Consider the following 24,221-nt stretch of genomic DNA (forward strand, 5'->3'; position numbering starts at 1 on the left):
ATGGAATTAATCAAAAGGCTCTTGAGTGCAATTTTAATATGCACGTACTTGTCTGTGTTTGTGTACGTGCCAGTGAGCGCCGCGCAAGACACTCCTGCCCCGAATTATGCCTGTGGCATAGACAAAAATGGTGATGGCAGTTTCGATACCGAAGGTGAATATGCTACGTGTTTAAACCGAACTAACATATTAACCGTAGGGCCAACGCACTCCTGTCCTGCTGGATATACAATGAACGGAAGCACTTGTATCCGCCAGGAAAACTCGCCGCCATCATTCAGTTGCCCTTCTGGCTACACTCAAAACGGTACGAAATGCACGGTCCATTACAGCAAACCGGCATCGACCAGTGCCGACCCATACACCTGTAGCGATCCGAGCCATATGTACTGGGGAACCGCATGGTCGTCAAGAAAATATATAGGACAGGCGTTCTGTGCTGACACTCCTGAACGCTGGACTGAGCTGATGAACAAAAAAAACCGATGTGATCTTATGAACGGCTATTGGCCCTCATGCGACCCGGCTATGGATCGGTTTATCCAGAATGGCTGGCTGGTTCCTTACGTGAATAAATACTGCGAACCCGGCTGGACGCCTTCAGGTGAACAATGTACCCAGGACGTGACTCAAGATGCGGTAATGGTCTGCCCTCCAAACTATAACTACGTTAACGGATCATGCGTTTTCGTCAGCATGACACCGGAAACTATTTCATGCCCTACCGGTTATTCGCTACAAAACAATATCTGTTCAAAAACCGAGCAGTCGATTGTTTGTCCTCTTGGCAATGCAACCTGTGTTGATCTGACTCAGAATAAACCCTTTGATGAGGGTAACGTTGATGGGACTCAGCTTGTTGATGACGGCAAAAAGAACGAGGAGGGAGTCTGTCTCGATCAGGTTCTTATCTTCAATGGTCGTGGTGCTGACTGTAAGCTTGCAGGTGTAAGCACAGCTTTCAAAAACTGCTGCAAAAGCGAAGGCAAGGTGTACTCAGACGATGCCGGACCTTATACAACCGTGCTTCAGGCAGCAAGTATGGTTAAGGACGTCTATGCAGCCGCACAGGAAGCCTATCTTTATTATTCTGTAGCTATGCAGGCAACGGCAGACGTGGCTGTTGCCTCCTCAATGGCCGCAGACGCATTCGTAAATGCCATGATGGCATCTATGAACCCTGCCACAATAGCCATTGCTATAGCCGTCCACTTTGTTATGCAGTATCTGATGAAAGCCTGTGATCAGATGTCTATGGAGACCGCAATGGAGGCTGATTCCGGCATGTGCCACGAAGTAGGCACATATTGTAAGAAGAAAGTTCCACTGATAGGGTGCGTCCAGAAAGCAAAAACATATTGTTGCTACAACAGCATACTGGCCCGAATTATCCAGGAGCAGGGCAGACCACAACTTAAAACATTTAACGGCTGGGGTTCACCTCAAGCTCCTGAATGTCGCGGTTTTACCCCTGAAGAATTTCAGAATCTTGATTTCAGCAAAATCAATCTCGATGAGTATGTTCAAACGATGGTGCATGCGGCCACCGCTGAGATACAGCAAAATGTGACGACCATAACGCAAAGTTTTTACGATAAAACCAACTAAGAAACATTCAAGCGCCCGTCCTGACGGGCGCTTGATTTATGCAAATCCTCCCACTGATATCATTAATTAAAAACTCGCCTATCAACTAAATCAATTTTACCTTATGATACTAATATGTATCACAGGATGGATTGATAATGACCAAGTTTAATGTTCGCATAGCTGCATTACTCCTAAGCGTAAGTAGCAGCGTAAGCGCCTCTCAAGACGTGATCGGGCAGGTTTATTCAATTGATGAGCCAGATGCACTGACTGAAGTTCAAAACCGCGTAGCCAGCGTCAATTGGGAAAAAGAGCTAAACAAAAACCGCGACGACTGGGCTGCGTTTAAAGGTGTTCGCCTTCCTACAGCCCAGCAGGATAGCACACGAACGTTTATCCCGTTTTACACTTCCACCGTGGACGTACCGGATAAAGAAGGGCGCATACTCTATCCGAAAGGGTACACTTTTAATCCTCTGACATACGTCAAGCTGCCTCAACGCATCGTAGTTATTTCTCCGGGACAGGAAGACTGGCTGAAGGATCACGTCACAGACACAGACATGATTCTCTTTACCCACGGCGACGTTATCACCAAAGGTAAGGCAATAGGCCGCACAGCGTTTATCCTGGACGATTCAGTCAGAAAGCGTCTCGATATTCGTGTAACCCCTTCGATTGTCCATCAGGAAGGCGCTCGCCTGGTTATTCAGGAGTTTGCTTGGAATCCTCAGAAATTACGGTCTACCGCATTGCTTCGTTCGCTGGGAAGCGATGTTAGGGGCGCGGGGGATACGCTCTTAACCTCGATGTTTAACTCCCTGATCACCCCCGCGCATGCAGAGTGTAATAGTCAGTTTATAAATCCTGTCACCGATATTGGCTGGAGTTGCATTTTTCCTATGCGTATAGCCGGTGTTCAGATCGTAAATGGTGAAGAAAACCCTTCTTCTACTAATAGCCCCATATGCATCTGTAAAGGCGGCACCATCGCAACGCTTGGCCTGCGAACCTCATTTTGGGAGCCGAAACGCATTATCGACACCGTCAGTGATCCTTACTGCATGATGCCGTTGGGAGTTGCGCTGAACACTCCGGTTCCCGGCACATTGTCAGGTGGCCTCAACGAAAACAACACTTCAAAGCGCGCCTTCCAGCAAGCCCATTACTACATTTTCCCAGCGTGGAAAATCTTGAATATGTTCTATGACATTCCCTGTCTGGATGATGAAGGGTATGACGTTGCGATGATGACGGAGATTTTGCCGCAGTGGAATAACGACGTTCTGAGCCTGATCATTAATCCTGAAGCGGTACTGTTTGCTAATCCAATCTCAACCATCACCTGTTCTGCTGATGCAGCACTGGCGACCTATGGCATGCCAAATAATCTCCTGTTCTGGTGTATGGGGTCATGGGGCAATGCATACCCGCTTTCCGGTGCCATTACGAGCACAGACTACGTAGAAGCCAATGCCGGTATCGCTGCGCGAACCATTTTCATGATGGGAAGGCTGGGCCTGCTATGGAATACCTCTGAAGACGGGTGTTACCGCGAACTCGCACCTATCTGGCGTAAGGACCGCTTCAAGCTTCAGATGATGCGCCCGACCCGTGCATCAGCGTGTGTCCCCATTGGGCGTGAAGGCTTGCTCTGGGACAGCATGAAACACAATCCGCGCAAAGATAACTTCATGTGGATGATGTTTGAAAAGAAAGATTGCTGCATTCGCTATCAGGGCTAAGAAGTTGCGCATGCGCAACAAAAGGAAAACATGAAACCTTTATTCATTTTGAAAAACTATCGTATTGACACATCTCCTTGTCTATGACGATTTCCTTTTTAAAAGATGAATTTTGATTGAGTCAACGACTCCTGAAAGAGAATTACAGATATGTGCAAATTACTTAAAGCGATAAATAACACGGGTGTAATTATTTACCCTGTCATGTTCTATTATGCTTTTCTAATGGTCATTTCCCTTGCTATGAGATCATCATTACTCCCTGCTGACTTTATTTTTATTAGATTCCACTTTCTTTTATCAGTGCTGCTTGTCTTCTGCCTGTGGGCTGGTCGGGATAAAAAGCATGCAGCGTTGGCCTCCATCGCTGGAGTTCTGGCACCTCTGGTTATTATGGCAGTATGGTTTCTGCTTAAAGCTTTCGTGCTTTATTCACAGATAGAGTGGACGCCAGAAAGCTTCAGAGAAGCAATTTCTTTTTCGGGACTATTCGGCGTTCTGTCTCCGATCCTTTTCATTAATTCAGCAAATCTCAAGTTCGGGAAAAAATGAGAATGAAAAAAACAGAATTAGCCAATGACAAAGGTGGAAAAGTCGTCATGACGGCTTTGAAGTTCGCCGTCATGATTTTACTGGCAATGGCATTGTTTCTTTCAACTATGTGCTTTATTTGCCTGACTGATCTTTTTCAACCGATAAATAAGTTTTTTGGCGTGGACGTAGACAGCATGAAAATATCATTCACGTATAGCCTCATCAATTCTTTATGGCTATCTCATACTATCGTCAACCTGAAGTGGAATAAAATGCCATGAACAACAGGATTATTATTTCGTTAGCTCTGGTTGCTTCCTTTGGCGTATACGCAGCAGGGAACAGTATTTCTATCACTCCTGAAATGATGAAATCTGCTCAAGATGCGGTGAAAAGCCAAGGCGAAAAACTGAAAGACTTCGATGTTCAGCATGCAGAAGATATGGCCAGGAAAATTTCTGATTATTCGAACAGCACTGATTTTCGACAAAAACAAAACGCACTCAAATCGCAAGTCTATAAAACAGCCGGTTTAGACGAAAATAGCGATTCAGAAAAAGGACCTGAGCTTGTATCAGATCAGGTTGTATTGTTTGTATCCAGTAGCATGCCTATTCAGACACTACGTAATTACGCTCGCGACCTCGCTAAAGTAAATGGCGTAATGGTACTGCGGGGGTCGGTGGGTGGTATCAGTAAAATAGGCGCGACTATGAAATTGACCCATGATGCGCTTCGTGCTGATCCCACTTGTGAAGGAGCGAATTGCAAAATGTGGGCTACTCAAATGCTGATTGATCCGGTTATTTTCCGCGTATATGGCATAAATCAAGTTCCTGCCCTTATCTATCAGCCAAATATGCATATTCAAAGCTATTGCGATGGCTTGGAAAACATTAACCGCGCTTCCTCCGTTATTTATGGTGACGCCTCGCTTAAGGGCATGCTGAATCGCATGAATCAGCTTAATCCTGACGAGAAAGTTCAGGCATTGATTAAAAAACTGGAAAAAGCCTGATGAAAACGGAAGACAGAAAATCACTCAGTGTCGCCGTGCTACTCATCTGTATGGGCATTGGTTCATTCACAATGAATCACATTCTTATCCCTGCTACCCACAGCATTAAATACAGGGTGCTCTGGCGGTCTGGCGGCATTCCTTCAGCGCAGAACGAATACGTGATGTTTGAGCATAACGATCCCTATCTGCCTGAAGGTGAAACGCACCTGGTTAAACGTCTGGGCTGCATCGAAGGGCAGTACCTGAGCAAGCTAAACCGTCAGTTTTATTGTGATGGCGATGAAATAGCAATTGCTGCGGTTCAGGACTCGACTGGAACGGCCCTGCCTGTTTTCTCATTCACCGGACTAATTCCTAAAGGGAAAGCCTTTGCCGTAGGTGATACCGACAAGAGCTATGACAGCCGGTACTGGGGATTCATGGATATCAGCAAAGCCGAGCGGCTGACGCCGATTTTCTGATGATTGCGCATGCGCAACTTTTCACGCTCTGACCAACAGGTGATGACAATGAAATTAAAACAACTCAGCTTCGTAATGGTGATGCTGCTATGTAGCTCAGCGCAAGCGAGTGTCGGGCAGAATGGAGAGCAGAGCACACCTAAACATGGCTTGTTCTGGTACGAAACACCTAAGAAGCCTGATGAAGTAAAAGAAGAAGAGAAACATCCACGCCCGGTGGTTCCGTCTTCAGACGCGCTTTTTAAAATGCATCCAAAAGATATACAGGCGTTACTTGATGAAACGCGTGATTATGCCGTGTTTAAGCTTACACCTGATGCTGTACTCGATTACTACAAAGTTCAGGATGCAGCCCGCCGCAAAGCGGCAGCTTATACCAACCTTACCGGCTACGTGATGCTTGAAAATCCGCAATACAACGCGGCGCAGGATTATCCAATCACCAATCCGGGTACAGCGGAGAAAAAGCGCGAACGTGAAGCATCGATTGGCGCAAACCTGTCCCGTAACGCGAATGCTTATGCACTTTTCTATTTCACGGAGCCTGACTGCGGCTTATGCACTCAGCAGTCACACATTTTAGAAAACTTTCAGCGCGAAACAGGATGGTATATCAAGCAGATTGATATTAAAGCTCACCCCGAAGCCCGAGCCAAATTCAAGATCGACCGTGCGCCTGTGACAGTGCTTATTAAGAAGAATGTGCCTGATAAATGGATGCCGGTGTCAGTAGGCGTTGACTCGCTCGATAACCTCCGAACCAGCGTTTACAACATGACACGCCTGCTTAACGGAGAAACAGATCCCCGCCAGTTCTTTACTAGTGAAAAACAGCAGGGTGGTTTCTTTGACCCCCTCAAACAAATCAATAATCCAGCACAGGATGTCACACCATGATTATATCTCGCCGTCAGTTTGTTGCCGGAGTCATTGGCCTGGGTGCAGCACTACCGGCTTTAGCCTCTTTACCGATGAAGCCTATTGCGTCCGTGCTGGATAGGCTGGCAAGTCAGAACAATCGCTATGCCCTGCTTTATTTCGTCCAGGAAGGGTGCCCGTATTGTGCGAAAGAACAACCGATTATCTCTGCGTTCAGTCAGCGCACGGGATGGTACGTAAAAGAAGTCGATATTCGTCGTCAGCCCGAAGTGCGCACCAAATTTAACGTTACAAACACTCCAACCATTGTACTCATCAAACACGATATGGACTCGCGCTCTTGGCAGCCCGTTTCTTATGGGTTTGCAGATGCTGGAGCGCTTGTTAACAGCATTTACGGGATTACCCGAGTCCTTAACGGTGAAGCTCCGGCACAAGAACTCAACAGCCTTGTAATGCAGGGGCAATCAACATCCTATAGCGGAGAGCAACAATGAACCTGGCAAAACTGTTATTTACCGCAACGCTGGCTGTCAGTTCATTACCATGCCTGGCTGCGAATTGGGCGGATAAATGGTTCGATAATGCTGTATATGACTCTCCGAGCAGTTTTGAATCACAGAAGCGAGGCTACTACACGATGGGCGGATTTACCGCTCGAACGACGAGCAGCACAGACTATCCCGTAACAATCTCACCACCTCGATTATCAGTCGGTTGCGGCGGCATTGACGGCTTTTTGGGAGGGTACTCTTTCCTTGACCCGGATTATCTCGTCGAAAAGGCGCAACGCGCCATGCAGGCGGCTCCATACGTTGCTTTCGATATGGCGTTGAAAACTATGTGCAAGGAATGTGCTGATACGCTTGGGAAGATAGAGCAAATAACTAACTTTCTTAACGGCATTCAGCTTAATGAGTGTGCTATGGCTAAGCCAATCGCAACGGCTATGGTCGATCAAGATCCAGAAGCGCTGAAGGGGCTTTGGACCGAAATGACCGGCACAAAAAACCTGAATGAAGCTGCTGATCGCATGTGGTCTGATACAACAAGCAAAATTAAAGCGAACAACGACAACCCAATTGCGAACCTGAATGAAATGATTGCCGGTTGTCCTGCTGATTTCCGCGACCTCATGCGTAATGGTTCAATCGTGCAACGCGCCGCTGATAAAGTTGGGATGGGGGATTACGCTGACACTATCCGAGGCTACCTTGGTGACGTCTGGATTGACGCTAAATCAAACAACAAGATCCCTATGGCCGTAACCGTAACTGCATGCCCTCAGAACCAGAAATACAGCCTGGACGATATGCTTAACGGTCGCGTTTACATTAAAACGCAAGATAAACAATGTGTACCTTCTGGCTCCCGCCCGGTTCGCACGGTTGTGTATCAGAAAATGCAAAGCATCGTGGACCACATCAAGGCATCGCAGCCGTTATCAACAGATGACCAGGCATTTATCAAGAATACCAATATGCCCGTCTATTCCATCCTTAAAGAGGCAGTCGTGCGCGGCGAAAGCGACGTAATGCTTGGCACTCTGTCAGAGCTTGTTGGCCTTAATTACACGTATTTCATTTTCACCGACCTTTACCGCAATACACAAAACACCTTCGATAAGGTGAATGAAATGGTTTCAATGCCTCTTTCCGATCCGAATGCCGGTTCGAAGCCATGCCGTATGGACTTATTCAAACCGGCTGTAGCCAAGTTTGATGACCTTATCAAGCAGGCGCGCGATGCCAGCGGTAAGGTTGAGCAGGCTTATAACAGCCGCCTGCAATCCTACATGCTGAATAAAGACTTCAGTCAGTCATTTGAAAAAGATGAGCGGCAGCGCGGTCGCGATTGGGCGGGAGCAAACCTGAAATGATTAAAAAGAATCTACTGCTGTTTACCGTTCTGGCGGGGCTAAGCCCCGCTGCATTCGCCTTTGACACTGACTATGTTGTCATGGGCGGATTTGAAACTGTCGTGAATGCTTTTGTCCGGCTAAAGCTTATCTTCAATGACAATCAGTATACGATGCTGATATCAGCTTTTATTTTCATGGGTATTGCCGCAGCTTTGCTTACCAAAAGCGCCAAAAGCGGGATCGAGTATCTTGAAACCGGCAAAGCACAGATGGGGATGGGATGGCTTGCAATGGCCGTCATGGGAACCCTGTTCTATGTCGGGCTGGTACAGCCTAAAGGTACAGTCCACATTTATGACCAATCCCGAAATCAGTATCAGGCCGTCAGCGGTATTCCTGACTTTCTTACCGTAACTGCGAGACTGACTAACTCTGTTTACCAGGCATTCGTAGATTTCTCTAATCGGGACACGGCTTCCACTACCCGTTTTACGGGTGAGGGTATGGCCGTAAAAATGCTTATGAACGTAGTTTCACGCAATGGAGCGCCGTTTGACTCATATCTTACCGACAACGTAAAAGCACTCTGGCGGCAATGTGAACCTATTGCAGAGTCCCGAGGTTTTGATCCGCGCACCGTTAAATCGGGAGCTAATGCTCTGGACGTAGTGACGGCACTCAGTCCGTTACGAAATCAGGCGGCTTACACGGTATGGTACAGCAGTTCAAATCCCGGTGGCGCAACGGTAACGTGTGATCAGTCGTATACCTCCCTCAAAGGCGCATTGGGTAGTCCCGCAGCCTATGATGCACGACTGAGGGATATCTGTGTGAAAAGCGGATACGCTGTCTCTGACAGCGCTCAGTACGTCGATTGTAAGAACCGACTTGAAAGCTCGATTCAGACCATTTTCGGATCTAGCTCTCTCTCGCTTAACAGCATTATGAGCAACGTTCTGGTATCGCAAGGTATCACCGATGCACTTATCGAAAACAATCCTGAAGTTGCAGCTTCAATGGTGGCTAATCGCTCAATGATGAACAGCGGGTTAGCGGATGCCATGACTAACCCGGAGTGGATGTCTACGATAATGGCCGCTGTGCTGGCTATTATCCTCGCTATCACTCCGATGCTGCTTTTACTGGTTTTCACCCCTCTGATGGCAAAGGCGCTGACCCTTCTATTCGGTCTTTGGGTCTTTATCACGACCTGGCAGATTGCTGACGTTATGCTTTTGCAGGCCAGCACAGACGAAATCCTGACTGTAATGAACGAAGTTAAGAATTATGGATTGGGGATCGACTCAATGCAGCTTGCGCCTACGGCTGCAATGAAAGCAATGTCTGTTATGGGGTCTGCGCGTACAAGCGCCGTACAAATTGCCACTCTTGTTGCGGGTATATTTGGAGTCAGTGCCTTTGGCCTGAGTGCTTTTGGTCAACGTGCCCTGTCTAACCTTGACCGTATCAGTAATGAAGTTGGTGACAAAACGCTGACGCCAGAGGGACGCGGCCACTTAATCAATGATATCAGCGGCGGCATGGCAACTCAGCAAGTCCTTAACACAGCAGGTATTGATGCCATGTCCAATACCAGCATGCTTGGACAGATGAAAGATATAAGCGCTTCCAGTGCCCAGATTCAGGGCTTGGGTAACGGCAGTGTTGAAACCGCAGCACAAAGAATAGGGCAAGTGCAGGGAGGCAGACAGGTTGGCGAGGTTAGCGGGTACGAAACAGCCCTGCCAAACATGTCGGGTGCTGAAAGCGCGGCTGTTGCATCAAAAACCAGTGCACAGCACGAAGCAGGTAACGCTCTTGGTCAAATTGAATCAGCAGGTGCAGCTAACCTCAGTGTGGGTGAGCAGGCAAGGGTGACGGGTGCTGCGTCAGGCGTTATGCAGACCGCTGATGCACAATCCAACATAGCTAACGCAGGCGGCACCCTCGCAAATCTACATAAACAGCAAAAACAGGTTCATGGTACGGAACGTCAGACTGAAATCGGTACATCCGCAGGTACGCAGCAGGCAGCGAATGCGGCTGGTCTATCGGTTACTGATATGACTGCCAAGAAAACCAGCGTCAATCAGTCATCTGACCTGGGGCATTCACAAGGCATTCTCGATGCAGCCGGTGGCAGTCTCGCAAATGTACAGTCCCGCGAAAGCTACGTTGCAAGTACAGGCAGTGCAGAAAGCAAAGGCCATGCTGATTCGTTGCATAATGCATTTGGCGGTAACGGCGGTATTGAGAGCGGTATCGCTGCAATGCAGACCGAGCAGACAAAACAGCATGCGGTTGATATGCAGCGCCAGGCAGAGTTAGTGAATACCCTGCAACAGCGGGACGAAAACGGGGTGGCTCATAAAACTGAAGGCGAGGCACGTCGAGATTTGTCCGATGCGAATGGCGCACAGACTGCCGGTGCCCTCAGAGCACACGACGGAGACGGTAAAGCCGTTGAAGACACGGCAGCGTATGACGCTACCAAGCATCGTTCGCAGAACATCGGTGAACAGAAAGCGCTTTCAGCAAACGGGGTTGAAGCAACACAGCACTTTGAGCGTGGTGGGGAAATTAGTACGGAACGCGGTATTGCGGGGCAGAATCAGTTCGATGAACTCAGTAAACCACTCGGAGGCGATCAGCAACTTGCAGCGGCAGAAGCTGGTTCTGGTGTGCATCTTGCCGTTAACGCTGCGCAGGCAGAATCGCTCAATAAAAGTGGTCTTATTGACGCGCGTCAGGCTGCAAGCGTACCGGATGGAGGCGCGGCAAAAGTGGACCTGGCTCTTGCACGGAATCCGAAAGGTGAACTTTCTTCCACCGGTTCGGTTCACAGCGGCCACAGTATATCCAGAGATAACTCAACTAAAGACGACAGCAGCTATTCAGTTAATAAAGGGATTGATACGGGCGGTGACAACAGTGGCCGCACGGTGCTCCAAGATCCACAGAGTGTGCTGGGGCTGATTAAGCAAAGTAACGCTAATCGTCCGGGATCTGCACCGGAAGTCCTGGCGAATGAGGCTGCGCGAAATATGGCTTCAATTCGCTCTGCATCGAATGAAGGCAATACTTCAACAAGCATTTCGGGCGGTGTTAACGCCGGTAAAGGTGTAGCAGGTGGTTTGCTGGGTGCCAGCGCGGGGGCAAATGCGTCCCATACTGACACAGACACCGAGAGAACAAATGCTATGTACGGTGCTTATCTGAACGAGGCTCAGGCAATGCAGGCGGCAGGGCTGCGTGAGGCTAATAAACTGGGTCTTCACGGTGATGCTAAACAGAACTATGTGGACGATTATACAGCCCGCGAATTTGCAAATTATTACGGTCAGAATTTACGAACTGCAAATTCTGATTCGATGGAGTCCGGTCTTTCTACTCGTCAGAATAAATTCAATGAAACGTGGAATGAAAAGAACGGTATGAATGACAGACCAACCGCACCCGTTATCCCTACAAATGAAAAGGGAGAAACGCAAATGATTTCACCACAGGAGTATCTATGGCGACAGCAACAGAACGGGGCGGTAAGAACGGCGTCAGAACAAGTCACTGAGCAGGTTAATCAGGAAAAGGCAAATTCATCAACCAGCGAACCACGGGCACCAGATTATACGCCGCCTAATGTACAGACAATAGTACGGGTCAGAAAGGCAGATGCAGGCGAGGGCGAGTCACCCGAGGCAAGCAGTCACGATGATACGGGCGCACATCCGCCAGTAAATACCGGTACAGCTTCAGCCGGTATTCCTATTGCTAATTCAGCCAAGGATAACCCAAAAGCCCCGAAATAATACCTCATGCCCAAGGACGGGCTGTTTAAAAACACAGTATTATTTGCTACCTGGATAGATTCATGCTAAAAATAAGATATGGCTAAAAAAAGGACAGAATAATGAAAAAATGGCTGACGAAATTAATGACTGATATTGCTTTTCTGTGGCGAAAAACCCGGAGAAGTGCACGAGTAGTTGCTAAAAGCTGGGCCTCTGGAAACGCGCTATCCCAACTGAATGGTATTGCAAGCCGCAATGGTAAACCGGCAAACTTTGCAGATCCTCTTACCGCCGAAACTTTGGTGAACGGACAACCGGCGCACTTCATTGGACAGAATGTTGCGCATATGAACGCGAGAAGTGAAGCGATGGACGGCGGTCACTATCATCGCGGGTAGCATATGCCGTTGCGCATGCGCAACAATTGACGAGCCAGACCGTTAAGGTTTGGCTTTTTTTTATCCCTCAATGATACATATTAGTATCATAGGTGTTATTATGAATATGCTAAAGAAAACGGCTTCTGCTCTGTTATTAACGGTCATGGCTGCATTACAACAAAGCTATGCAGTCACGGTAAACATTCCCCAGCAATTAACAGCAGGCATGGATAAGGGCAAGTTCATTCAGGAAAGCAGTGGCTTTGACGGCTCCCGTCATGCTGCATACATGCAAGCTGATATGACCTTTTCAAATGTTTGTCGCTCTACGGCAACGATTGAAAACCTGAAACGTATAGCCTCGACGTCTGAGTTTGAGACTCTGTATTCAAAGCTTAAATCGGGACGTATTGTAGGAATGAACGAGAGCAGAAATATTCTTGTAACTGACAAAAAAACTTTTTGCAGAGGGTGATATGACACAATTTGAAGTTAATCTAATTGGCGGGATCTTATTGGCTGCCCTGTTTTACTATCTCAGTATCTACAGGCCCAAGAAATTGATGAGAAAGCCTCAAGATATTCAGCCGCTACTTAAGCAAGCCAATAGCCTAAAGCTGGGAGAAATTTGTTATAAACATTTCTCAGACCAGTTTTATGTTTGCACACAGCAGCCATTTAGTTCTCTCGTTTACTCACCAGGACTCAGTAAAAACGCCAATTTCCAGCAAGAAATGCATCGCCTTGTCGCTGAAGCCGTGTTGATAGATAAGAAAACACGCTTACCGTTTGCCGCAATCATCTTGTCTGGCAAAGATGATGATCGCAAAGGAGCAATAATGGCAGGGGTAGGGGTAGGTTGTCTTATCTTTGCACATGTCGATGATGACTCGGAAATAGTTGAAGGCATAAGGCAGTATCTTAACGAACCTGAAGCTCAGTATTCTTCCGCAACAGCAGTCCCGGTATCAGGACAGTAATGAAAAAAGCCCCTCATCGAGGGGCTTTTCTTTAAAACTCAATTAAACTTTGCGCAAACTTAAATTATTTTTTTGAACGTGGTACTACTGCATTTCTGATAGTTAGAACTACAAGAACGGTCAATACAGCGACTGACTGCCAGAACATGATAGGATCATTCATCATTGCTTCTTTCATAAAACCTCCATTAGTTATTACTCATTACTGAGTATACAACTAAATGACGCCTGTAAAAGATGGCAGGCAAATTTCAAGAAATATCCAACATAAAATAGTTTACTAATTGAAATTAAAGTTATAGCGAACAGACCGCATAATCCTTTGCTTGCTCTGCGGCCAACCGGCACAGCAATAAAAAATGGACATGTGCAAGATACTATGGACAAAATGAACGTGGCCGGGGCAGCACATCTTTCCCTTACCGGGGTTTATAAACTGTACCGTTGTCCCGGCCATCCCCGATTTAATCCCTTAAGGCAGATGTTCTGCACTACGTAATCATGTCAAAGTAATTTACTTTTTTACAAATCTACCCATACTAAAGACTCACCAAGGAAACGGGTGAGGGCAGACTTGGCAGACTGAGGACGCGTATAGAAGCGGGGAAACCACCCGTCGAAACTCTGAGTACCGTTGTAGCGGTTTTCTGGACAAACTGACAGGCGATAACCTTTATCGTATGATGTGATCGTGAAAGTGTAGCCGTCACTGCTACGGGCCATGAGCGTTCTTCCAGTCATTCAAGGCTCACTGACAGGGTTATGCACCTCACTCTCTACTATCCTTCTTACCCGATTGCATGTGCTCTTTGATTAGAGTGTAAATCAGAAAAGAGCCATATCCAATGGCGATGCAACTCCATAAATAAACTAAGGGTAAAAAAATATCGGCAAGATTCGGACCTAGAGAATCAGGCGACTTACGGGTAAGGTGTTTGTAAATAAATGGAAAGATTACCCCCCATGAAATGCAGAGAGCCGACGAGCAAATATTATCAATTTTTTTATCTGATTCCCGCATGTCAGTATCTCCTAAATCTGACTTTCCATAAAACTCTATTGAACCAGTTTCCAGACGCTCGCTGGAACTTTATCGAATAATTTACCAACTGTAAGCTCAGCTAAGCGGTGGTCAGATGCGGAGTAAAAGACTGATAATTCACTTTCTGAAAGTTCATATTTATTTTTATCGATAACCTTCTCCAGCGTGTCGATCCTATTTATTTTTCTCAACCTGAAAAGCCAATCTTCTCTTGTCATTTTTGTTCCTGAAATATAATCACTGAAATAATTTATAAGCAATCAAAGTGCTTATATGCCAAAGCATTCAACCGCGTCAGTAAAGAACACGTTCTTTTGTATGATCGTACAGCCAATCACACTTTTTTTGGGACTTTTTGGACAGACTGACAAAACATCACGTTCTCATTATGATACATTTTAGTATCACTAACAACAAAAAACGGATAAACTCATGCATAAGAGCAGCATTTCAGACTATGCCTAATTGGAGGGGAGCGTGAAGGACATCTTTGAGAGAATGGCTGAATTGCCTAAAAAAGTACGAAGTTGTTTAGAGTTAGCTTTAGTAATGGTGCTGTCAATTTATCTAACTCACTGGATATGTGATACCTATGACTATCTTCATGAACAAACAATAGAGCAAGATCGTCGTGACTCATTTATCCTGCATGCTCAAAATGAACCTCTACCAGATGATGTAAATAAAAAAATCAACGCAATAGAGATAGCGATGAATGAAAAATTAACTTCTCTTATTAAAGAAAAATATTTAGCATCATCCAGTCAAAAAAATAAAGAAATATATCTTACTCAACAGTGCATCAATGGATTTGCATACGAGGCTAAAACGAATGGACAATTAATAGCTTTGATAATACCAGTTTCATCTGACAACGATAAAGCTTTAAAACCTGCAAGGCAGGTACGTTGCAAAGTCGAATTTTTCTGATGCATATGAATCTACGACTACTACGCATAATCATAATTATGTTAAATATCAACAATTTATCAACATGGCTACGGTGAGAGCTAAGCTTAATTTGTATAGAAGGGAGGCTAATAAATGAGTGATTCTGGGAAGTGACAAACACGGCCAAAAAGGCAGAACGTGTTTCCTTGAAGAAACTATCAGAGCTTTCTGGTCTTTCAGCAAGGCAATTATCACGCATGGAAGCCGGTTCAAAGACTACTAGTGACTCAACAACCGTAGTCAAAATCGCTAATTCTTTAGGCGTCTCTGTTGAAGAAATTCTTGGTGAAAAAAGACAGTTCCTCAACACAGTTGAATCAAATAACAATCAGCAACGAAGTAGAACAACTTTTGCTGTGTCGATGGTTGAAAAAACGAAACTAGAAATCATTGCTTTAAAGTTGGAAGAAAAAATTGGTTGCAAAGTCAGATGGACCGACATATTACATCGAATGATTGATGATATTGACCTTGAAAAGACGCTTGAGATATTCACAAGTTATGTAAACCCTTCTGATTAGAGAGGATAGGTATGTGCATACTGAAAGATGAATAGGTGATAGCAATGGTAAATATTAGTACGTTGTTTCAATTGAATTATCGATGCTATCGATTTATACGTGTAAGTAATTTTTAACCAAGAGTGATTATTGATGCAAGAAAAACAATTACTGTTAACAATTGCTGGCATTTGGTTATGCAGTTTACTGTTAATGATCATGCGGCCCCGGAGTGACATGCGACCATTATGTATGATGATTTGTATGTTCTGCCCGATGTCACTCATCTTTAACTTTTACTACCCGAGTGATGGTGCTGCTATCCTCACATGGCATTCACCCGTTTCTGGATTTGTAATGTCTGTGACGGCTACTTTGGTAGGGATTTTCACAAGCAAGAAAAGTCTTCTTTAAAAGTGTCGATTTGTGCGGAGAAAGCGGTATTCTTCCGCAGACATTTAGCATCTTTCTTTATCATTGAGGCTGGAAGGCAGCCACCTCTGCCAAAATTTCCTGTCTGGCCTCGTCTTCGCAAACATAGCAACCGATATACTCAATCATTTTGGGATCTCCTGTGACGTAGTGACCACAGCGATCACAATGCATTATGGTCCACCCTCGTTCTTCGCAGAAAACGCAAACGGAGAGGTTATCAACTTCAACTACAGAAGGAGTATCGGATTCGCAGCTATGACAATAAGCGACCGGATATACGTCGTCTACGGAATCATCACCCTCCTCAAAATCAGCTCGATATATTTCAGTGTATTTGGAGAGAGCATATTCATCAGTGCAGATATGCTGACATACCTTACATTCATGTGAGGCATTGAGGAAATACGCGAGTGGCGAACTGCATTTTTCACACGGTATTTCAGTGTTAATTTCTTTAGGGAAGTTATCTTTGACCTCACAAACAAGACAATAAAAATCATCTCCCCAAAAATGACTATGCGTGATGACCGCACTATTCAGACCACATGATGTACAGGTCTTGAAAACATCTCCATTGGATTTTCTTAAATTGATGTCGCTTTTAATTTCATCAAACTTTGCTTGCAAGAACTCTTTACGCTTCAAAATATTTTCATGAAGCACGTCGAATTGCGCTGTAAAGTCTTTAAAAATTGGAGACCACTGATTTATCAACAGGTCTCTCAGATAAAACCACGAAGACCAGTGTTCAATTATTAACTTCTGATTAGAACCATTAAAATCAGTATGGGCGAAATGAACAATCTGATTTCTGTGTTCTCCCAATGCTTTGAAGTTATTCATTGCCTCAGTTTTAAAACTTTCATTGCAGATATTTTTAAGTCGCTGTTCAGACTCTGACAAATATACAGACTTGAAATCTCCATTTTCAAATTTCGTCAGATTAGCACTTTCTGGTTTCGTGATAACAAGAGACCAGTGCTCTTTCATGAGTCTTGCTTTGAAAATTAGCTCAATTGCGGTATACAACTCTATAATTGCCGCTCTTGGTGAAGCATCAAGATTGCTCACCGAACTGTTCAGGAAGTAAATTGCATTCATAACCACTGAGTTGAACCAAGCATCTTTGTTTTGTTTATTTTGTTTAACACTCATACTCTAGCCCTTGCTTTGTAATGATAGTAGTCTTGTTAGTCTGCGCTGTGTACTGACATTATTTTTGTACTTCTTCTTAAGGATGGTAACAAGCCAGGCCATCGATTGCCATCCAGTAAAGCATCTGTGCTTGACTCATTGATTTTATCATATATGATAATATTACTATCATTTATGGAGATATTCATGATGCCGCAGATTACTCTTTCTGATGCAGTTTACAAGCGTCTGGAACAGCACGCCACGGGCTTTGACACCCCTGAGCAGGTCATATCGCGACTTCTGAACTTTGCCGAAGGGAACAGCCATACCAAGCCCGAACTCTCATTTTGCCCTGAAGATGATAAAGAATTTAAAGCAGCCTTCATCGCCAGTGGGCATGCTGAAGTTGCGCTCTACTATAACAGCGGTAAACGAGAAGTGATCCACTGGGAAGTCAAACGTTTTAATGAAGATTCAAATCTTCGCGCAAACCTGTGGTCAGGGTATCTGCGTAACTGGAAGGATAAGGGCATAGTAAAGGCAGAATTAACCGCCCTGCCACGCGAAACTCACGACCCTGAAGATGAAACCATGCGCACGCGCCTGATAGCCCATGCTATAAATCTCAAATATGATGAACTGGATGAAATCCAAGGCTTGTTTGAGGTTCATGAACAGACGACTAATGATGGCATGCTTGTCGGTTATTACGTTGAGTTCGACCGCGATACGCCAGAGGCTCTACTGGAAAAGATTTCTGGCCTGTCAGGGCATACTGTTGATCTGTCCGTTAATATTTTTGATACTCCTTATTATGATGAACAATCGTAGTTGGATACCATTTAATTTTTCACCAAAACTTCACATGTTCTTAATTTGGGAGTTTTAAACGTGATTACAGATATTCCTACGAAAATTGATTTTTATTCTATGGCTGACCATATGGTCAATGAAGCGTGGGAAAAAATTGCTGATTTGGCATATGAATACAGAGAGATAGATATCTGGAACGGATTTTACAGCGAATCAGAACATTTCACCGACGATGAAATCAGAAACCTCGAACACTACTGGTTATTTGCGCGCCCCAAATTAATTACTGCATTCACCTTAATACTTCAATCGGTGGAATTCAGAATTAAAGGTCTTATTGTTGATATTTCCCCCTATCTTCTTATAGTGAATGCAACCCGTAATACGCCAAAGGCAGATAGTGATGGAAATATTTCGTTCTCTGAATTTCATACGCTTGATGCGCAGGATCTCATAAAAGTTCACGACACATTTTCCCCGTAAAATTCCCGGTTAAATTTACCGACTGGTTCAGAGATATGCGTATTCTCAGGAACAGATTTATGCATACGGTTGATATGAAAACGGACATATCACCCGAATTAATTTTCACTTCAGTCGTTTTTGCTCATATTAATCTTAATTCTGATGCTGCGCACTGGATTTGGCACAGGTATCAATATAAAGCGGCGCATTCCTCTGGCGGCATCAGCTATCACCAGGAAGATGAGGAAGAATTCTCTGGTATTGTGTGGGAAATGCTTCAGACTCACTACGAGTTTTCTGCCGCTATTTCGGCATGCTCCGAAGAATCAGCGCGTGAATATTTTGGTTATACTAAAAACCATCCTGAAGATGAAAATAAGAAAGAAAGTTTCTATTGCAAGAAATGTGTATCAGTCATGAAAAAAAGCTGGAATTTTGACGGAAAATTTATCGAGTCTGCGCTTGAAACTGTGCAATACAATCGCAAGCGCAATCGTTACGTCTGCCTTTTCTGCCACGATGAGCAGATATCCAAGCCCCGTGGTATATGGGAGGAAGACGAGGATTAATTACGTCTCGTCACTCCACACTGTTTATTCACCCTTGCGGAAGAAGTGGTTTTCTTCCGCACGCCCTGCCCCTTCCCGCTCTGCACAACATTTAGTGCCAACCTTCCACTCACGACTACCATATGTTGCTTTTTTTGTAATTATGAACCTCCGAAAGCAACTCTTACCGGCATTTATTTGTGCGGAATTAGCCTGTACAGCATAGTTACTTCCGCACAGCCTGATCGACAGAAAATAATTTCTTCGGGTGCTTACGCACAGCCTCTGCGGCACAATAACACCCACAGGTGTTGCGCATGCGCAACACAGCATGAAATGACGTAGGCAACGCTACGCCCATTCTGAAAAAAATACAGGGGGAGAATCTTGCAGAATTTACCAGCCGCACATTTCGCTACAGCGCCCCTGATTCAAACTGAGTCATTGAGGGAGTGGGAGATCGCCGCTGCTATGCGGCGAATGGCACAAAATCTGACCGACCCGATCATGTATCTGCTTGCACCAGAAGTTTCTGTGCTGTTTAGCTACATGCATGACATGCGGCGCCTGGCACATTTCCAGACTCTCTGGAACACTGGTGCGCGTCCCAATGAAGCGCTGGCTCTGACGCCTGCAAGCTTCGTACTTGACGGGCCACGGCCCCACGTCATAATCCGCACTCTCAAGCAGCGCAGTCGCAAGCCTGGGCGGCCTTCTCGCGGAGACAGCGTGAAACGTGTTGTACCATTACTCGATAAAGATTATGTCAGGATGATGCGACAATACCTTGCAACCTTCCAGGTTCCTGTCAGTAAACCACTTTGGCCGGAGTCACCTGATACGGTCGCGCGGTGGCTGAAGGAAGCAATTGTCCTTGCTTCGGGTGACGGTGTCACTTTTACCATTCACATCACCCCACACACATTCCGCCATTCATTTGCAATACATCTGCTTCTTAACAGGGTTCATGAGAAAACGTTGCAGACATATCTCGGGCATAAGTATCTCAGTAGCACTGCGAAATACACACGCTTGTTTGCTATGGATATCGGCGCACAAAACAGGGTGTCTTTTTCCTGGGATAGCGAACTCGCTGTACGTGCGTTAAGAGATCAGACCATTACCGGTTCACTGGAATAACAGTAGGCTGAAATATGTCTGAAACATTTCATGAACATGTCCTATACTGCTGATATGTGGAAATTTAAAAGGGAATAAATCAATGAGTTATGAAGGAAGATTTGCAACAAAGTTGCCTGGTGAGTCCTATTCATGCACAGATTGCAGTGTGGAAAGTTATACTCGGGAACAGGTTCAGGATGACTGGCTTTGCCCCGGTTGTAAAAATCCCGTTCTGATCCACGCACATAATCCGGTTAGCGGGGAGGATGGCACTTTTTATCGTATAAGAGCCTCAGATATCGTGAAGGGGCACTGGCTTAAACCCGGCCATCTGCAAATAAGTCAGATTTACGAAGTGCTTGGGGTAGAAAAAATAAATAAAAATACAATTGGGGTTGGGCTTAGAGGGTACACAAGGATAACACTGCATCCTGATGAATGGGTATCGCGGTCGGTGTAAAAAAAACCACGGCTTCTGCCGTGGCCGTCAAATAAACGGTTTGAGTTTTAATCGTCGCTGGATGGCTGCTCTTCTGTTTCATAAGCTTTCAGCCCTTCTCGCCCGACACGCTCCTCAAGCGCCTTGAGCTTGGCTGGCATTCGGCCTGCACCCTTGTAAACAATGTGCTCCCCTTCGATAAGGTAGCACCGCACCGGCCCTTTTGATGGCTTCTTTTTCCTGAGAAACGGTGTCAAATCATTAGCAGACACGCCATCCTGCTTAAGCTGTTCCAGGGTCTGTTTGATCTTGGCCTGTTTAACTGCTTCCTGTTCTTCTAGTCGTTTTTCTTCCTGGTCACGGTCAGCCAGTACGTTCTGTGCATCAGTGATTAACGCTTTTAGCTGCATCATTGAAAGTGAACGAAATACCTGGCGACGGCGTGACAAATTACCCAAATATGAGCAAATTTCCTCGGTTGTTTTTTGTCCAGAGTTTTTCATATTGTCAGCCATCAGATAATTGAGAAAGGTACGTATTCGTCGTCAGAAAGCGTGAAGAAACAGAGTTCAGACGTTTTGTATGCAGAGCCATTCTTCACGCTTTTCCAGAGGAGCCCTTTCTCAAGATCTGCTTTATCGACGTTGAGTATGACAGGAAAAGCTGCCCCCTCTACGTTATCTGCCTTAACAGCAAAAAGGCGTGAGTAAGACTCAGACAGCGTGGCTACCTTATCCCTGAGCTGTATAAATTTCTTTTTTCCGCGATATATCTGAGCGCAATTGAGGTTGCCCGCGAGAGCAGTTGCTGGAACATCATTAACGATGTGACTGACAATCTGCCTGATAAGTTGCGGTTTGGTGACGGTCAGCAAGCTAAGCGTCAGCGATACCTCCTCGCTGGATCTATGTTCTTCTCTGGTCAATCGCAACCCCATTGCATGTTTTGTTTAATTTCCTTGAGCATCATGGCATAAAAAATCAAATGCCTCAATCCAAGCTAAATTAATTTTCCTTTATGATACTATATTGTATCATGTGAATTAATCATAAGCCCAAGACACAATAATGAAATTGTTAAGGATGCATTCGTGATCTCTGCGATTGATTTCAAGAAATCGCTTTGTCTTGCCGTCAAGCATGGCTTAGTGGTGCCTGGAGCATTTGCTGTAACCTTGACTTTAGCTGTCGGCCCTGACCGCATCTATGACTGCTTAACGGACTTAGATACCGCAATTCTGTATGAATCCATCGAAAAATCTCTGCACAAGACCAACATTAATGATACTTCACTGAATCAAGAGGTAATTAACCTGAATGTGGGAAAAGTAATAAATCAACTACCAGCCAATATTTCTGGCAGCGCTAATGTAATTATTGGTAAAGGTGAGTACAGCGTTCCGGTTGATTTAAGCCCTGAACTTCACAACAGAACTTTAACGACCGCAGCAGTTCGCCAGACCCGTCTGAACGTGCTTTTAGACATGTCGAATGACCCGGCCTTACCACGCAATGCACTTAAAAGTGTTCTTGTTGGTTTTGCCTCTCACCGGAACAGCCTCAAAGCCCTCGTCTCAGACGTGTTGCTTCTTTCATGGATGTTGTCTGCAACTTGCTCTTTTGCCATCGATTCTGTTTTTCAAAACCGAAGAGAGAATAAGTCGAAATGATCAGAACTCTTTTTTTGTGCAGTGCAGCATTAGCAATATTCAGCGCAAATGCTTCTACCTCTGTATACGGGCCAAGCCCTTATGATAAATGCTTTGTTAAAGCAGGAGAGGAATACGGTATCGATCCGATGGTACTTAAATCGATAGGCATACAGGAGTCCTCCTTAAATAACAGAGCGGTTAATACGCATTCGCCCCGCTATGACGATATCTCTTTAATGCAGATCAGCGGTTGGTGGCTTAAGCAGCCCCACTTTATAGCCAACAACATAACCCGTGACGCCCTCCTGAATGATGGGTGTCTGAGCATAAGGACAGGTGCATGGATACTAGCCGGTAACTTTGCTTTGAATGGCGTTAACTGGGAATCAGTCGGTGCTTATAACGCCGGTTTCAGAACTGAAACGGCACAAGCAAGAAGGATCTACATTGGGCTTATCCAGAAGCATCTCGCCAGGCTCAAAGGACGGACAGACAACGTCCTCATTGCGCAAGTCAGTGACAAGTTACGATCTTTACCGGTCAGTGAGTTGCGTGAAACTTTCGAAGGCGGCGCGCACAACTACCGTTTCGAATCTCAGTTAAGGTCTTTCTCTTTCAATATTGTTCGCCAGCGAGATCTTGGCGCTCCGGGCAAACTCGTTGGTAACTTCTGATGAATGAAAAAATCACAGCCCTGGGCGCTTTCGCTGCCCTCATCTTTTACGTCATGAAACTGTTTGGCTATTTGCACTTTTCTGATTACCAGATGGCTATAGGCACGTTGCTGTCGCTATGGTCACTCAATTGCGCAATGAAGGTATTTTTGGTCAATCAGAGTTATCACGTTTTCTTTTTGTTCATCACGGCTGGTCTGCTGACGCTCGATCACATGTACTCCAAACCCGGTTTGCCGTCAGTATATTTAATGGCCGTGACTGTATGGCATGCAGTTGCATTGGTGTTAGTTTTGTTTTCACTTCCTCTCGGTGATTCTGAAAATGTTGCGCATGCGCAACAAAATGATGGAAGCGATGTAGATGCTCAGTAAGTTCGGCATTGGCATTGCTCTGATCGTATCTGCGTTGCTGGTATTGGTGGGCCTACGTTGGGTCACAGGCAGCAAAAGTGACAACGGCACGGGCGATGCCAAAAGATTCCAGATGCCACATGAATTTGAAGGAAAGTCTATGACTGAAAAGGAGATAACTGAGGGTATCGAAGGAATACCGGAAACTGACCTGCCTGCTTCAGATAGCCTTAATACTGACTCATATTTTAACACCCATGAGTCAGAGAATACTTCTCCCCCTACGGACTCATTTTGATGACACCTGCAAGCCTGGTTAAATTAGCATTCGAATACAGATATCTTATCATTTTTTTTTTTGCTCTTTATCTAATCACTCGCGCATTTAGAAGGAAGAAAAGCAGACATAACAAAAAAATAAAAACCGCAGATTATGTTTTAAAAAGGATAAGCCAGTTTACACCTCCTCAAAAGTTAGGGTACTTGCGTAAGATTGATCCTTATAGTTTTGAAGAGTTAATAATGACGTGTCTGGAAAGGAAGGGATTTCCAATTAAAAGAAACGTGCGTTATTCAAATGACGGTGGAATTGATGGTCGTTTCTTTGTAAATGGTGAAATGTATCTCATTCAGGCAAAGCGCTATCAGAAAGAGATTCGCTACGACCACCTTGAAGAATTTTCAAACATTCTTGAGGAAAATAACTGTAAAGGCATATTTGTACATACAGGTAAAACGCCAAAGAACATCAGCCTTCGCAAAATCAATATGGGAAAAATAACAATCATCAGTGGGGGGCGATTACTTGATCTACTAAACAGTGAAATTAAATTAAAATTTTAAGGAGGTTAT

General features: G+C 45.1%; 29 protein-coding genes. 25 read left to right on the forward strand and 4 right to left on the reverse strand.

The window, feature by feature from the left end; translation table 11 throughout:
- The first annotated feature begins 1,230 nt into the window (after positions 1-1,230).
- The 13 genes from traN to C1N60_RS23285 all read left to right on the forward strand — a co-directional run bounded on the left by traN (position 1,231) and on the right by C1N60_RS23285 (position 13,239).
- A complete protein-coding gene (gene traN / locus C1N60_RS23225; protein ID WP_394522091.1) occupies positions 1,231-1,608 on the forward strand; it encodes a conjugal transfer protein TraN in 378 nt (125 codons plus the stop codon).
- Positions 1,609-1,745: 137 nt separating this feature from the next.
- Entirely contained in the window at positions 1,746-3,335 is a 1,590-nt protein-coding gene (locus tag C1N60_RS23230; RefSeq protein WP_394522058.1) for a TraU family protein, read from the forward strand.
- A gap of 150 nt (positions 3,336-3,485) precedes the next feature.
- Complete coding sequence (locus C1N60_RS23235) at positions 3,486-3,887, forward strand: hypothetical protein (RefSeq protein ID WP_394522059.1); 402 nt, start codon at positions 3,486-3,488, stop codon at positions 3,885-3,887.
- A gap of 2 nt (positions 3,888-3,889) precedes the next feature.
- Positions 3,890-4,150 (forward strand): hypothetical protein, encoded by a 261-nt coding sequence (locus C1N60_RS23240; RefSeq protein WP_394522060.1) that lies wholly within the window; start codon positions 3,890-3,892, stop codon positions 4,148-4,150.
- Positions 4,147-4,887 carry a type-F conjugative transfer system pilin assembly protein TrbC gene (locus tag C1N60_RS23245; protein ID WP_394522061.1) on the forward strand — a complete coding sequence of 247 codons (741 nt, stop codon included), beginning with the start codon at positions 4,147-4,149 and terminating at the stop codon, positions 4,885-4,887. Before C1N60_RS23240 ends, C1N60_RS23245 begins: the two co-directional genes overlap by 4 nt.
- Positions 4,887-5,351, forward strand: a complete 465-nt coding sequence (locus C1N60_RS23250; RefSeq protein WP_394522062.1) for a S26 family signal peptidase — start codon at positions 4,887-4,889, stop codon at positions 5,349-5,351. Before C1N60_RS23245 ends, C1N60_RS23250 begins: the two co-directional genes overlap by 1 nt.
- Positions 5,352-5,399: 48 nt before the next feature.
- Positions 5,400-6,248, forward strand: coding sequence for a conjugal transfer protein TraF (locus C1N60_RS23255; RefSeq protein ID WP_394522063.1), 849 nt, complete (start codon positions 5,400-5,402; stop codon positions 6,246-6,248).
- Positions 6,245-6,727 (forward strand): conjugal transfer protein TraF, encoded by a 483-nt coding sequence (traF, locus tag C1N60_RS23260; protein ID WP_394522064.1) that lies wholly within the window; start codon positions 6,245-6,247, stop codon positions 6,725-6,727. The genes C1N60_RS23255 and traF overlap by 4 nt, the downstream gene beginning before the upstream one ends.
- The gene (locus C1N60_RS23265) at positions 6,724-8,109 is read left to right on the forward strand and encodes a conjugal transfer protein TraH (protein WP_394522065.1); all 1,386 of its coding nucleotides are present in this window, start codon (positions 6,724-6,726) and stop codon (positions 8,107-8,109) included. Before traF ends, C1N60_RS23265 begins: the two co-directional genes overlap by 4 nt.
- Positions 8,106-11,897: a conjugal transfer protein TraG N-terminal domain-containing protein gene (locus tag C1N60_RS23270; RefSeq protein WP_394522066.1), complete on the forward strand. Its 3,792-nt coding sequence runs from the start codon at positions 8,106-8,108 to the stop codon at positions 11,895-11,897. The genes C1N60_RS23265 and C1N60_RS23270 overlap by 4 nt, the downstream gene beginning before the upstream one ends.
- 101 nt (positions 11,898-11,998) lie before the next feature.
- The gene (locus tag C1N60_RS23275) at positions 11,999-12,277 is read left to right on the forward strand and encodes a hypothetical protein (RefSeq protein ID WP_394522067.1); all 279 of its coding nucleotides are present in this window, start codon (positions 11,999-12,001) and stop codon (positions 12,275-12,277) included.
- A gap of 100 nt (positions 12,278-12,377) precedes the next feature.
- A complete protein-coding gene (locus tag C1N60_RS23280) occupies positions 12,378-12,734 on the forward strand; it encodes a hypothetical protein (protein ID WP_394522068.1) in 357 nt (118 codons plus the stop codon).
- Position 12,735: 1 nt separating this feature from the next.
- Positions 12,736-13,239 carry a hypothetical protein gene (locus C1N60_RS23285; RefSeq protein ID WP_394522069.1) on the forward strand — a complete coding sequence of 168 codons (504 nt, stop codon included), beginning with the start codon at positions 12,736-12,738 and terminating at the stop codon, positions 13,237-13,239.
- 1,056 nt (positions 13,240-14,295) lie between these two features.
- On the opposite strand, the gene hha is transcribed toward C1N60_RS23285, so the two are convergent.
- Positions 14,296-14,499 (reverse strand): hemolysin expression modulator Hha, encoded by a 204-nt coding sequence (hha, locus tag C1N60_RS23290; RefSeq protein WP_394522070.1) that lies wholly within the window; start codon positions 14,497-14,499, stop codon positions 14,296-14,298.
- Positions 14,500-14,779: 280 nt separating this feature from the next.
- Between hha and C1N60_RS23295 the strand changes: the two genes are divergently transcribed.
- Positions 14,780-15,211 carry a hypothetical protein gene (locus C1N60_RS23295; protein ID WP_394522071.1) on the forward strand — a complete coding sequence of 144 codons (432 nt, stop codon included), beginning with the start codon at positions 14,780-14,782 and terminating at the stop codon, positions 15,209-15,211.
- Between the two features lie 131 nt (positions 15,212-15,342).
- Entirely contained in the window at positions 15,343-15,753 is a 411-nt protein-coding gene (locus C1N60_RS23300) for a helix-turn-helix domain-containing protein (protein WP_394522072.1), read from the forward strand.
- A gap of 453 nt (positions 15,754-16,206) precedes the next feature.
- Here the strand turns inward: C1N60_RS23300 and C1N60_RS23305 are convergent, their stop codons facing one another.
- A complete protein-coding gene (locus C1N60_RS23305; RefSeq protein ID WP_394522073.1) occupies positions 16,207-17,322 on the reverse strand; it encodes a hypothetical protein in 1,116 nt (371 codons plus the stop codon).
- Between the two features lie 186 nt (positions 17,323-17,508).
- Here C1N60_RS23305 and C1N60_RS23310 point away from each other — a divergent pair, with 186 nt between their 5' ends.
- From C1N60_RS23310 to C1N60_RS23330, 5 genes are all read left to right on the forward strand, one after another.
- On the forward strand, positions 17,509-18,135 hold the full coding sequence (locus C1N60_RS23310; RefSeq protein WP_394522074.1) for a hypothetical protein: 627 nt from the start codon (positions 17,509-17,511) through the stop codon (positions 18,133-18,135).
- A gap of 60 nt (positions 18,136-18,195) precedes the next feature.
- Positions 18,196-18,600, forward strand: coding sequence for a hypothetical protein (locus C1N60_RS23315; RefSeq protein WP_394522075.1), 405 nt, complete (start codon positions 18,196-18,198; stop codon positions 18,598-18,600).
- Positions 18,601-18,659: 59 nt separating this feature from the next.
- Positions 18,660-19,151, forward strand: coding sequence for a hypothetical protein (locus C1N60_RS23320; RefSeq protein ID WP_394522076.1), 492 nt, complete (start codon positions 18,660-18,662; stop codon positions 19,149-19,151).
- Between the two features lie 366 nt (positions 19,152-19,517).
- On the forward strand, positions 19,518-20,270 hold the full coding sequence (locus C1N60_RS23325) for a tyrosine-type recombinase/integrase (RefSeq protein WP_394522077.1): 753 nt from the start codon (positions 19,518-19,520) through the stop codon (positions 20,268-20,270).
- A gap of 82 nt (positions 20,271-20,352) precedes the next feature.
- Entirely contained in the window at positions 20,353-20,712 is a 360-nt protein-coding gene (locus tag C1N60_RS23330) for a hypothetical protein (protein WP_394522078.1), read from the forward strand.
- 47 nt (positions 20,713-20,759) lie between these two features.
- Here C1N60_RS23330 and C1N60_RS23335 read toward each other — a convergent pair whose 3' ends face one another.
- Entirely contained in the window at positions 20,760-21,194 is a 435-nt protein-coding gene (locus tag C1N60_RS23335; protein ID WP_394522079.1) for an H-NS family histone-like protein, read from the reverse strand.
- Positions 21,195-21,205: 11 nt separating this feature from the next.
- Positions 21,206-21,616 carry a hypothetical protein gene (locus C1N60_RS23340; RefSeq protein ID WP_394522080.1) on the reverse strand — a complete coding sequence of 137 codons (411 nt, stop codon included), beginning with the start codon at positions 21,614-21,616 and terminating at the stop codon, positions 21,206-21,208.
- 165 nt (positions 21,617-21,781) lie between these two features.
- Here C1N60_RS23340 and C1N60_RS23345 point away from each other — a divergent pair, with 165 nt between their 5' ends.
- Genes C1N60_RS23345 through C1N60_RS23365 form a run of 5 tightly spaced genes read left to right on the forward strand, consistent with a single transcriptional unit; the run spans position 21,782 to position 24,212 of the window.
- Positions 21,782-22,360, forward strand: coding sequence for a hypothetical protein (locus tag C1N60_RS23345; protein ID WP_394522081.1), 579 nt, complete (start codon positions 21,782-21,784; stop codon positions 22,358-22,360).
- Complete coding sequence (locus tag C1N60_RS23350; protein ID WP_394522082.1) at positions 22,357-23,016, forward strand: lytic transglycosylase domain-containing protein; 660 nt, start codon at positions 22,357-22,359, stop codon at positions 23,014-23,016. The genes C1N60_RS23345 and C1N60_RS23350 overlap by 4 nt, the downstream gene beginning before the upstream one ends.
- Complete coding sequence (locus C1N60_RS23355) at positions 23,016-23,390, forward strand: hypothetical protein (RefSeq protein WP_394522083.1); 375 nt, start codon at positions 23,016-23,018, stop codon at positions 23,388-23,390. Before C1N60_RS23350 ends, C1N60_RS23355 begins: the two co-directional genes overlap by 1 nt.
- Entirely contained in the window at positions 23,380-23,667 is a 288-nt protein-coding gene (locus C1N60_RS23360) for a hypothetical protein (RefSeq protein WP_394522084.1), read from the forward strand. Before C1N60_RS23355 ends, C1N60_RS23360 begins: the two co-directional genes overlap by 11 nt.
- Positions 23,667-24,212, forward strand: coding sequence for a restriction endonuclease (locus C1N60_RS23365; RefSeq protein WP_394522085.1), 546 nt, complete (start codon positions 23,667-23,669; stop codon positions 24,210-24,212). The genes C1N60_RS23360 and C1N60_RS23365 overlap by 1 nt, the downstream gene beginning before the upstream one ends.
- Positions 24,213-24,221: the final 9 nt, after the last annotated feature.

It is taken from the genome of Pantoea sp. SGAir0184 (assembly GCF_043544755.1).

What these genes read in the sequence shown, in the direction of transcription:
- traN (WP_394522091.1), top strand. Translation starts at nt 1,231, where the DNA reads ATGAAAGCCTGTGATCAGATGTCTATGGAGACCGCAATGGAGGCTGAT.
- C1N60_RS23230 (WP_394522058.1), top strand. Translation starts at nt 1,746, where the DNA reads ATGACCAAGTTTAATGTTCGCATAGCTGCATTACTCCTAAGCGTAAGT.
- C1N60_RS23235 (WP_394522059.1), top strand. Translation starts at nt 3,486, where the DNA reads ATGTGCAAATTACTTAAAGCGATAAATAACACGGGTGTAATTATTTAC.
- C1N60_RS23240 (WP_394522060.1), top strand. Translation starts at nt 3,890, where the DNA reads ATGAAAAAAACAGAATTAGCCAATGACAAAGGTGGAAAAGTCGTCATG.
- C1N60_RS23245 (WP_394522061.1), top strand. Translation starts at nt 4,147, where the DNA reads ATGAACAACAGGATTATTATTTCGTTAGCTCTGGTTGCTTCCTTTGGC.
- C1N60_RS23250 (WP_394522062.1), top strand. Translation starts at nt 4,887, where the DNA reads ATGAAAACGGAAGACAGAAAATCACTCAGTGTCGCCGTGCTACTCATC.
- C1N60_RS23255 (WP_394522063.1), top strand. Translation starts at nt 5,400, where the DNA reads ATGAAATTAAAACAACTCAGCTTCGTAATGGTGATGCTGCTATGTAGC.
- traF (WP_394522064.1), top strand. Translation starts at nt 6,245, where the DNA reads ATGATTATATCTCGCCGTCAGTTTGTTGCCGGAGTCATTGGCCTGGGT.
- C1N60_RS23265 (WP_394522065.1), top strand. Translation starts at nt 6,724, where the DNA reads ATGAACCTGGCAAAACTGTTATTTACCGCAACGCTGGCTGTCAGTTCA.
- C1N60_RS23270 (WP_394522066.1), top strand. Translation starts at nt 8,106, where the DNA reads ATGATTAAAAAGAATCTACTGCTGTTTACCGTTCTGGCGGGGCTAAGC.
- C1N60_RS23275 (WP_394522067.1), top strand. Translation starts at nt 11,999, where the DNA reads ATGAAAAAATGGCTGACGAAATTAATGACTGATATTGCTTTTCTGTGG.
- C1N60_RS23280 (WP_394522068.1), top strand. Translation starts at nt 12,378, where the DNA reads ATGAATATGCTAAAGAAAACGGCTTCTGCTCTGTTATTAACGGTCATG.
- C1N60_RS23285 (WP_394522069.1), top strand. Translation starts at nt 12,736, where the DNA reads ATGACACAATTTGAAGTTAATCTAATTGGCGGGATCTTATTGGCTGCC.
- hha (WP_394522070.1), bottom strand. Translation starts at nt 14,499, where the DNA reads ATGACAAGAGAAGATTGGCTTTTCAGGTTGAGAAAAATAAATAGGATC.
- C1N60_RS23295 (WP_394522071.1), top strand. Translation starts at nt 14,780, where the DNA reads ATGGCTGAATTGCCTAAAAAAGTACGAAGTTGTTTAGAGTTAGCTTTA.
- C1N60_RS23305 (WP_394522073.1), bottom strand. Translation starts at nt 17,322, where the DNA reads ATGAGTGTTAAACAAAATAAACAAAACAAAGATGCTTGGTTCAACTCA.
- C1N60_RS23310 (WP_394522074.1), top strand. Translation starts at nt 17,509, where the DNA reads ATGATGCCGCAGATTACTCTTTCTGATGCAGTTTACAAGCGTCTGGAA.
- C1N60_RS23320 (WP_394522076.1), top strand. Translation starts at nt 18,660, where the DNA reads ATGCATACGGTTGATATGAAAACGGACATATCACCCGAATTAATTTTC.
- C1N60_RS23330 (WP_394522078.1), top strand. Translation starts at nt 20,353, where the DNA reads ATGAGTTATGAAGGAAGATTTGCAACAAAGTTGCCTGGTGAGTCCTAT.
- C1N60_RS23335 (WP_394522079.1), bottom strand. Translation starts at nt 21,194, where the DNA reads ATGAAAAACTCTGGACAAAAAACAACCGAGGAAATTTGCTCATATTTG.
- C1N60_RS23350 (WP_394522082.1), top strand. Translation starts at nt 22,357, where the DNA reads ATGATCAGAACTCTTTTTTTGTGCAGTGCAGCATTAGCAATATTCAGC.
- C1N60_RS23355 (WP_394522083.1), top strand. Translation starts at nt 23,016, where the DNA reads ATGAATGAAAAAATCACAGCCCTGGGCGCTTTCGCTGCCCTCATCTTT.
- C1N60_RS23360 (WP_394522084.1), top strand. Translation starts at nt 23,380, where the DNA reads ATGCTCAGTAAGTTCGGCATTGGCATTGCTCTGATCGTATCTGCGTTG.
- C1N60_RS23365 (WP_394522085.1), top strand. Translation starts at nt 23,667, where the DNA reads ATGACACCTGCAAGCCTGGTTAAATTAGCATTCGAATACAGATATCTT.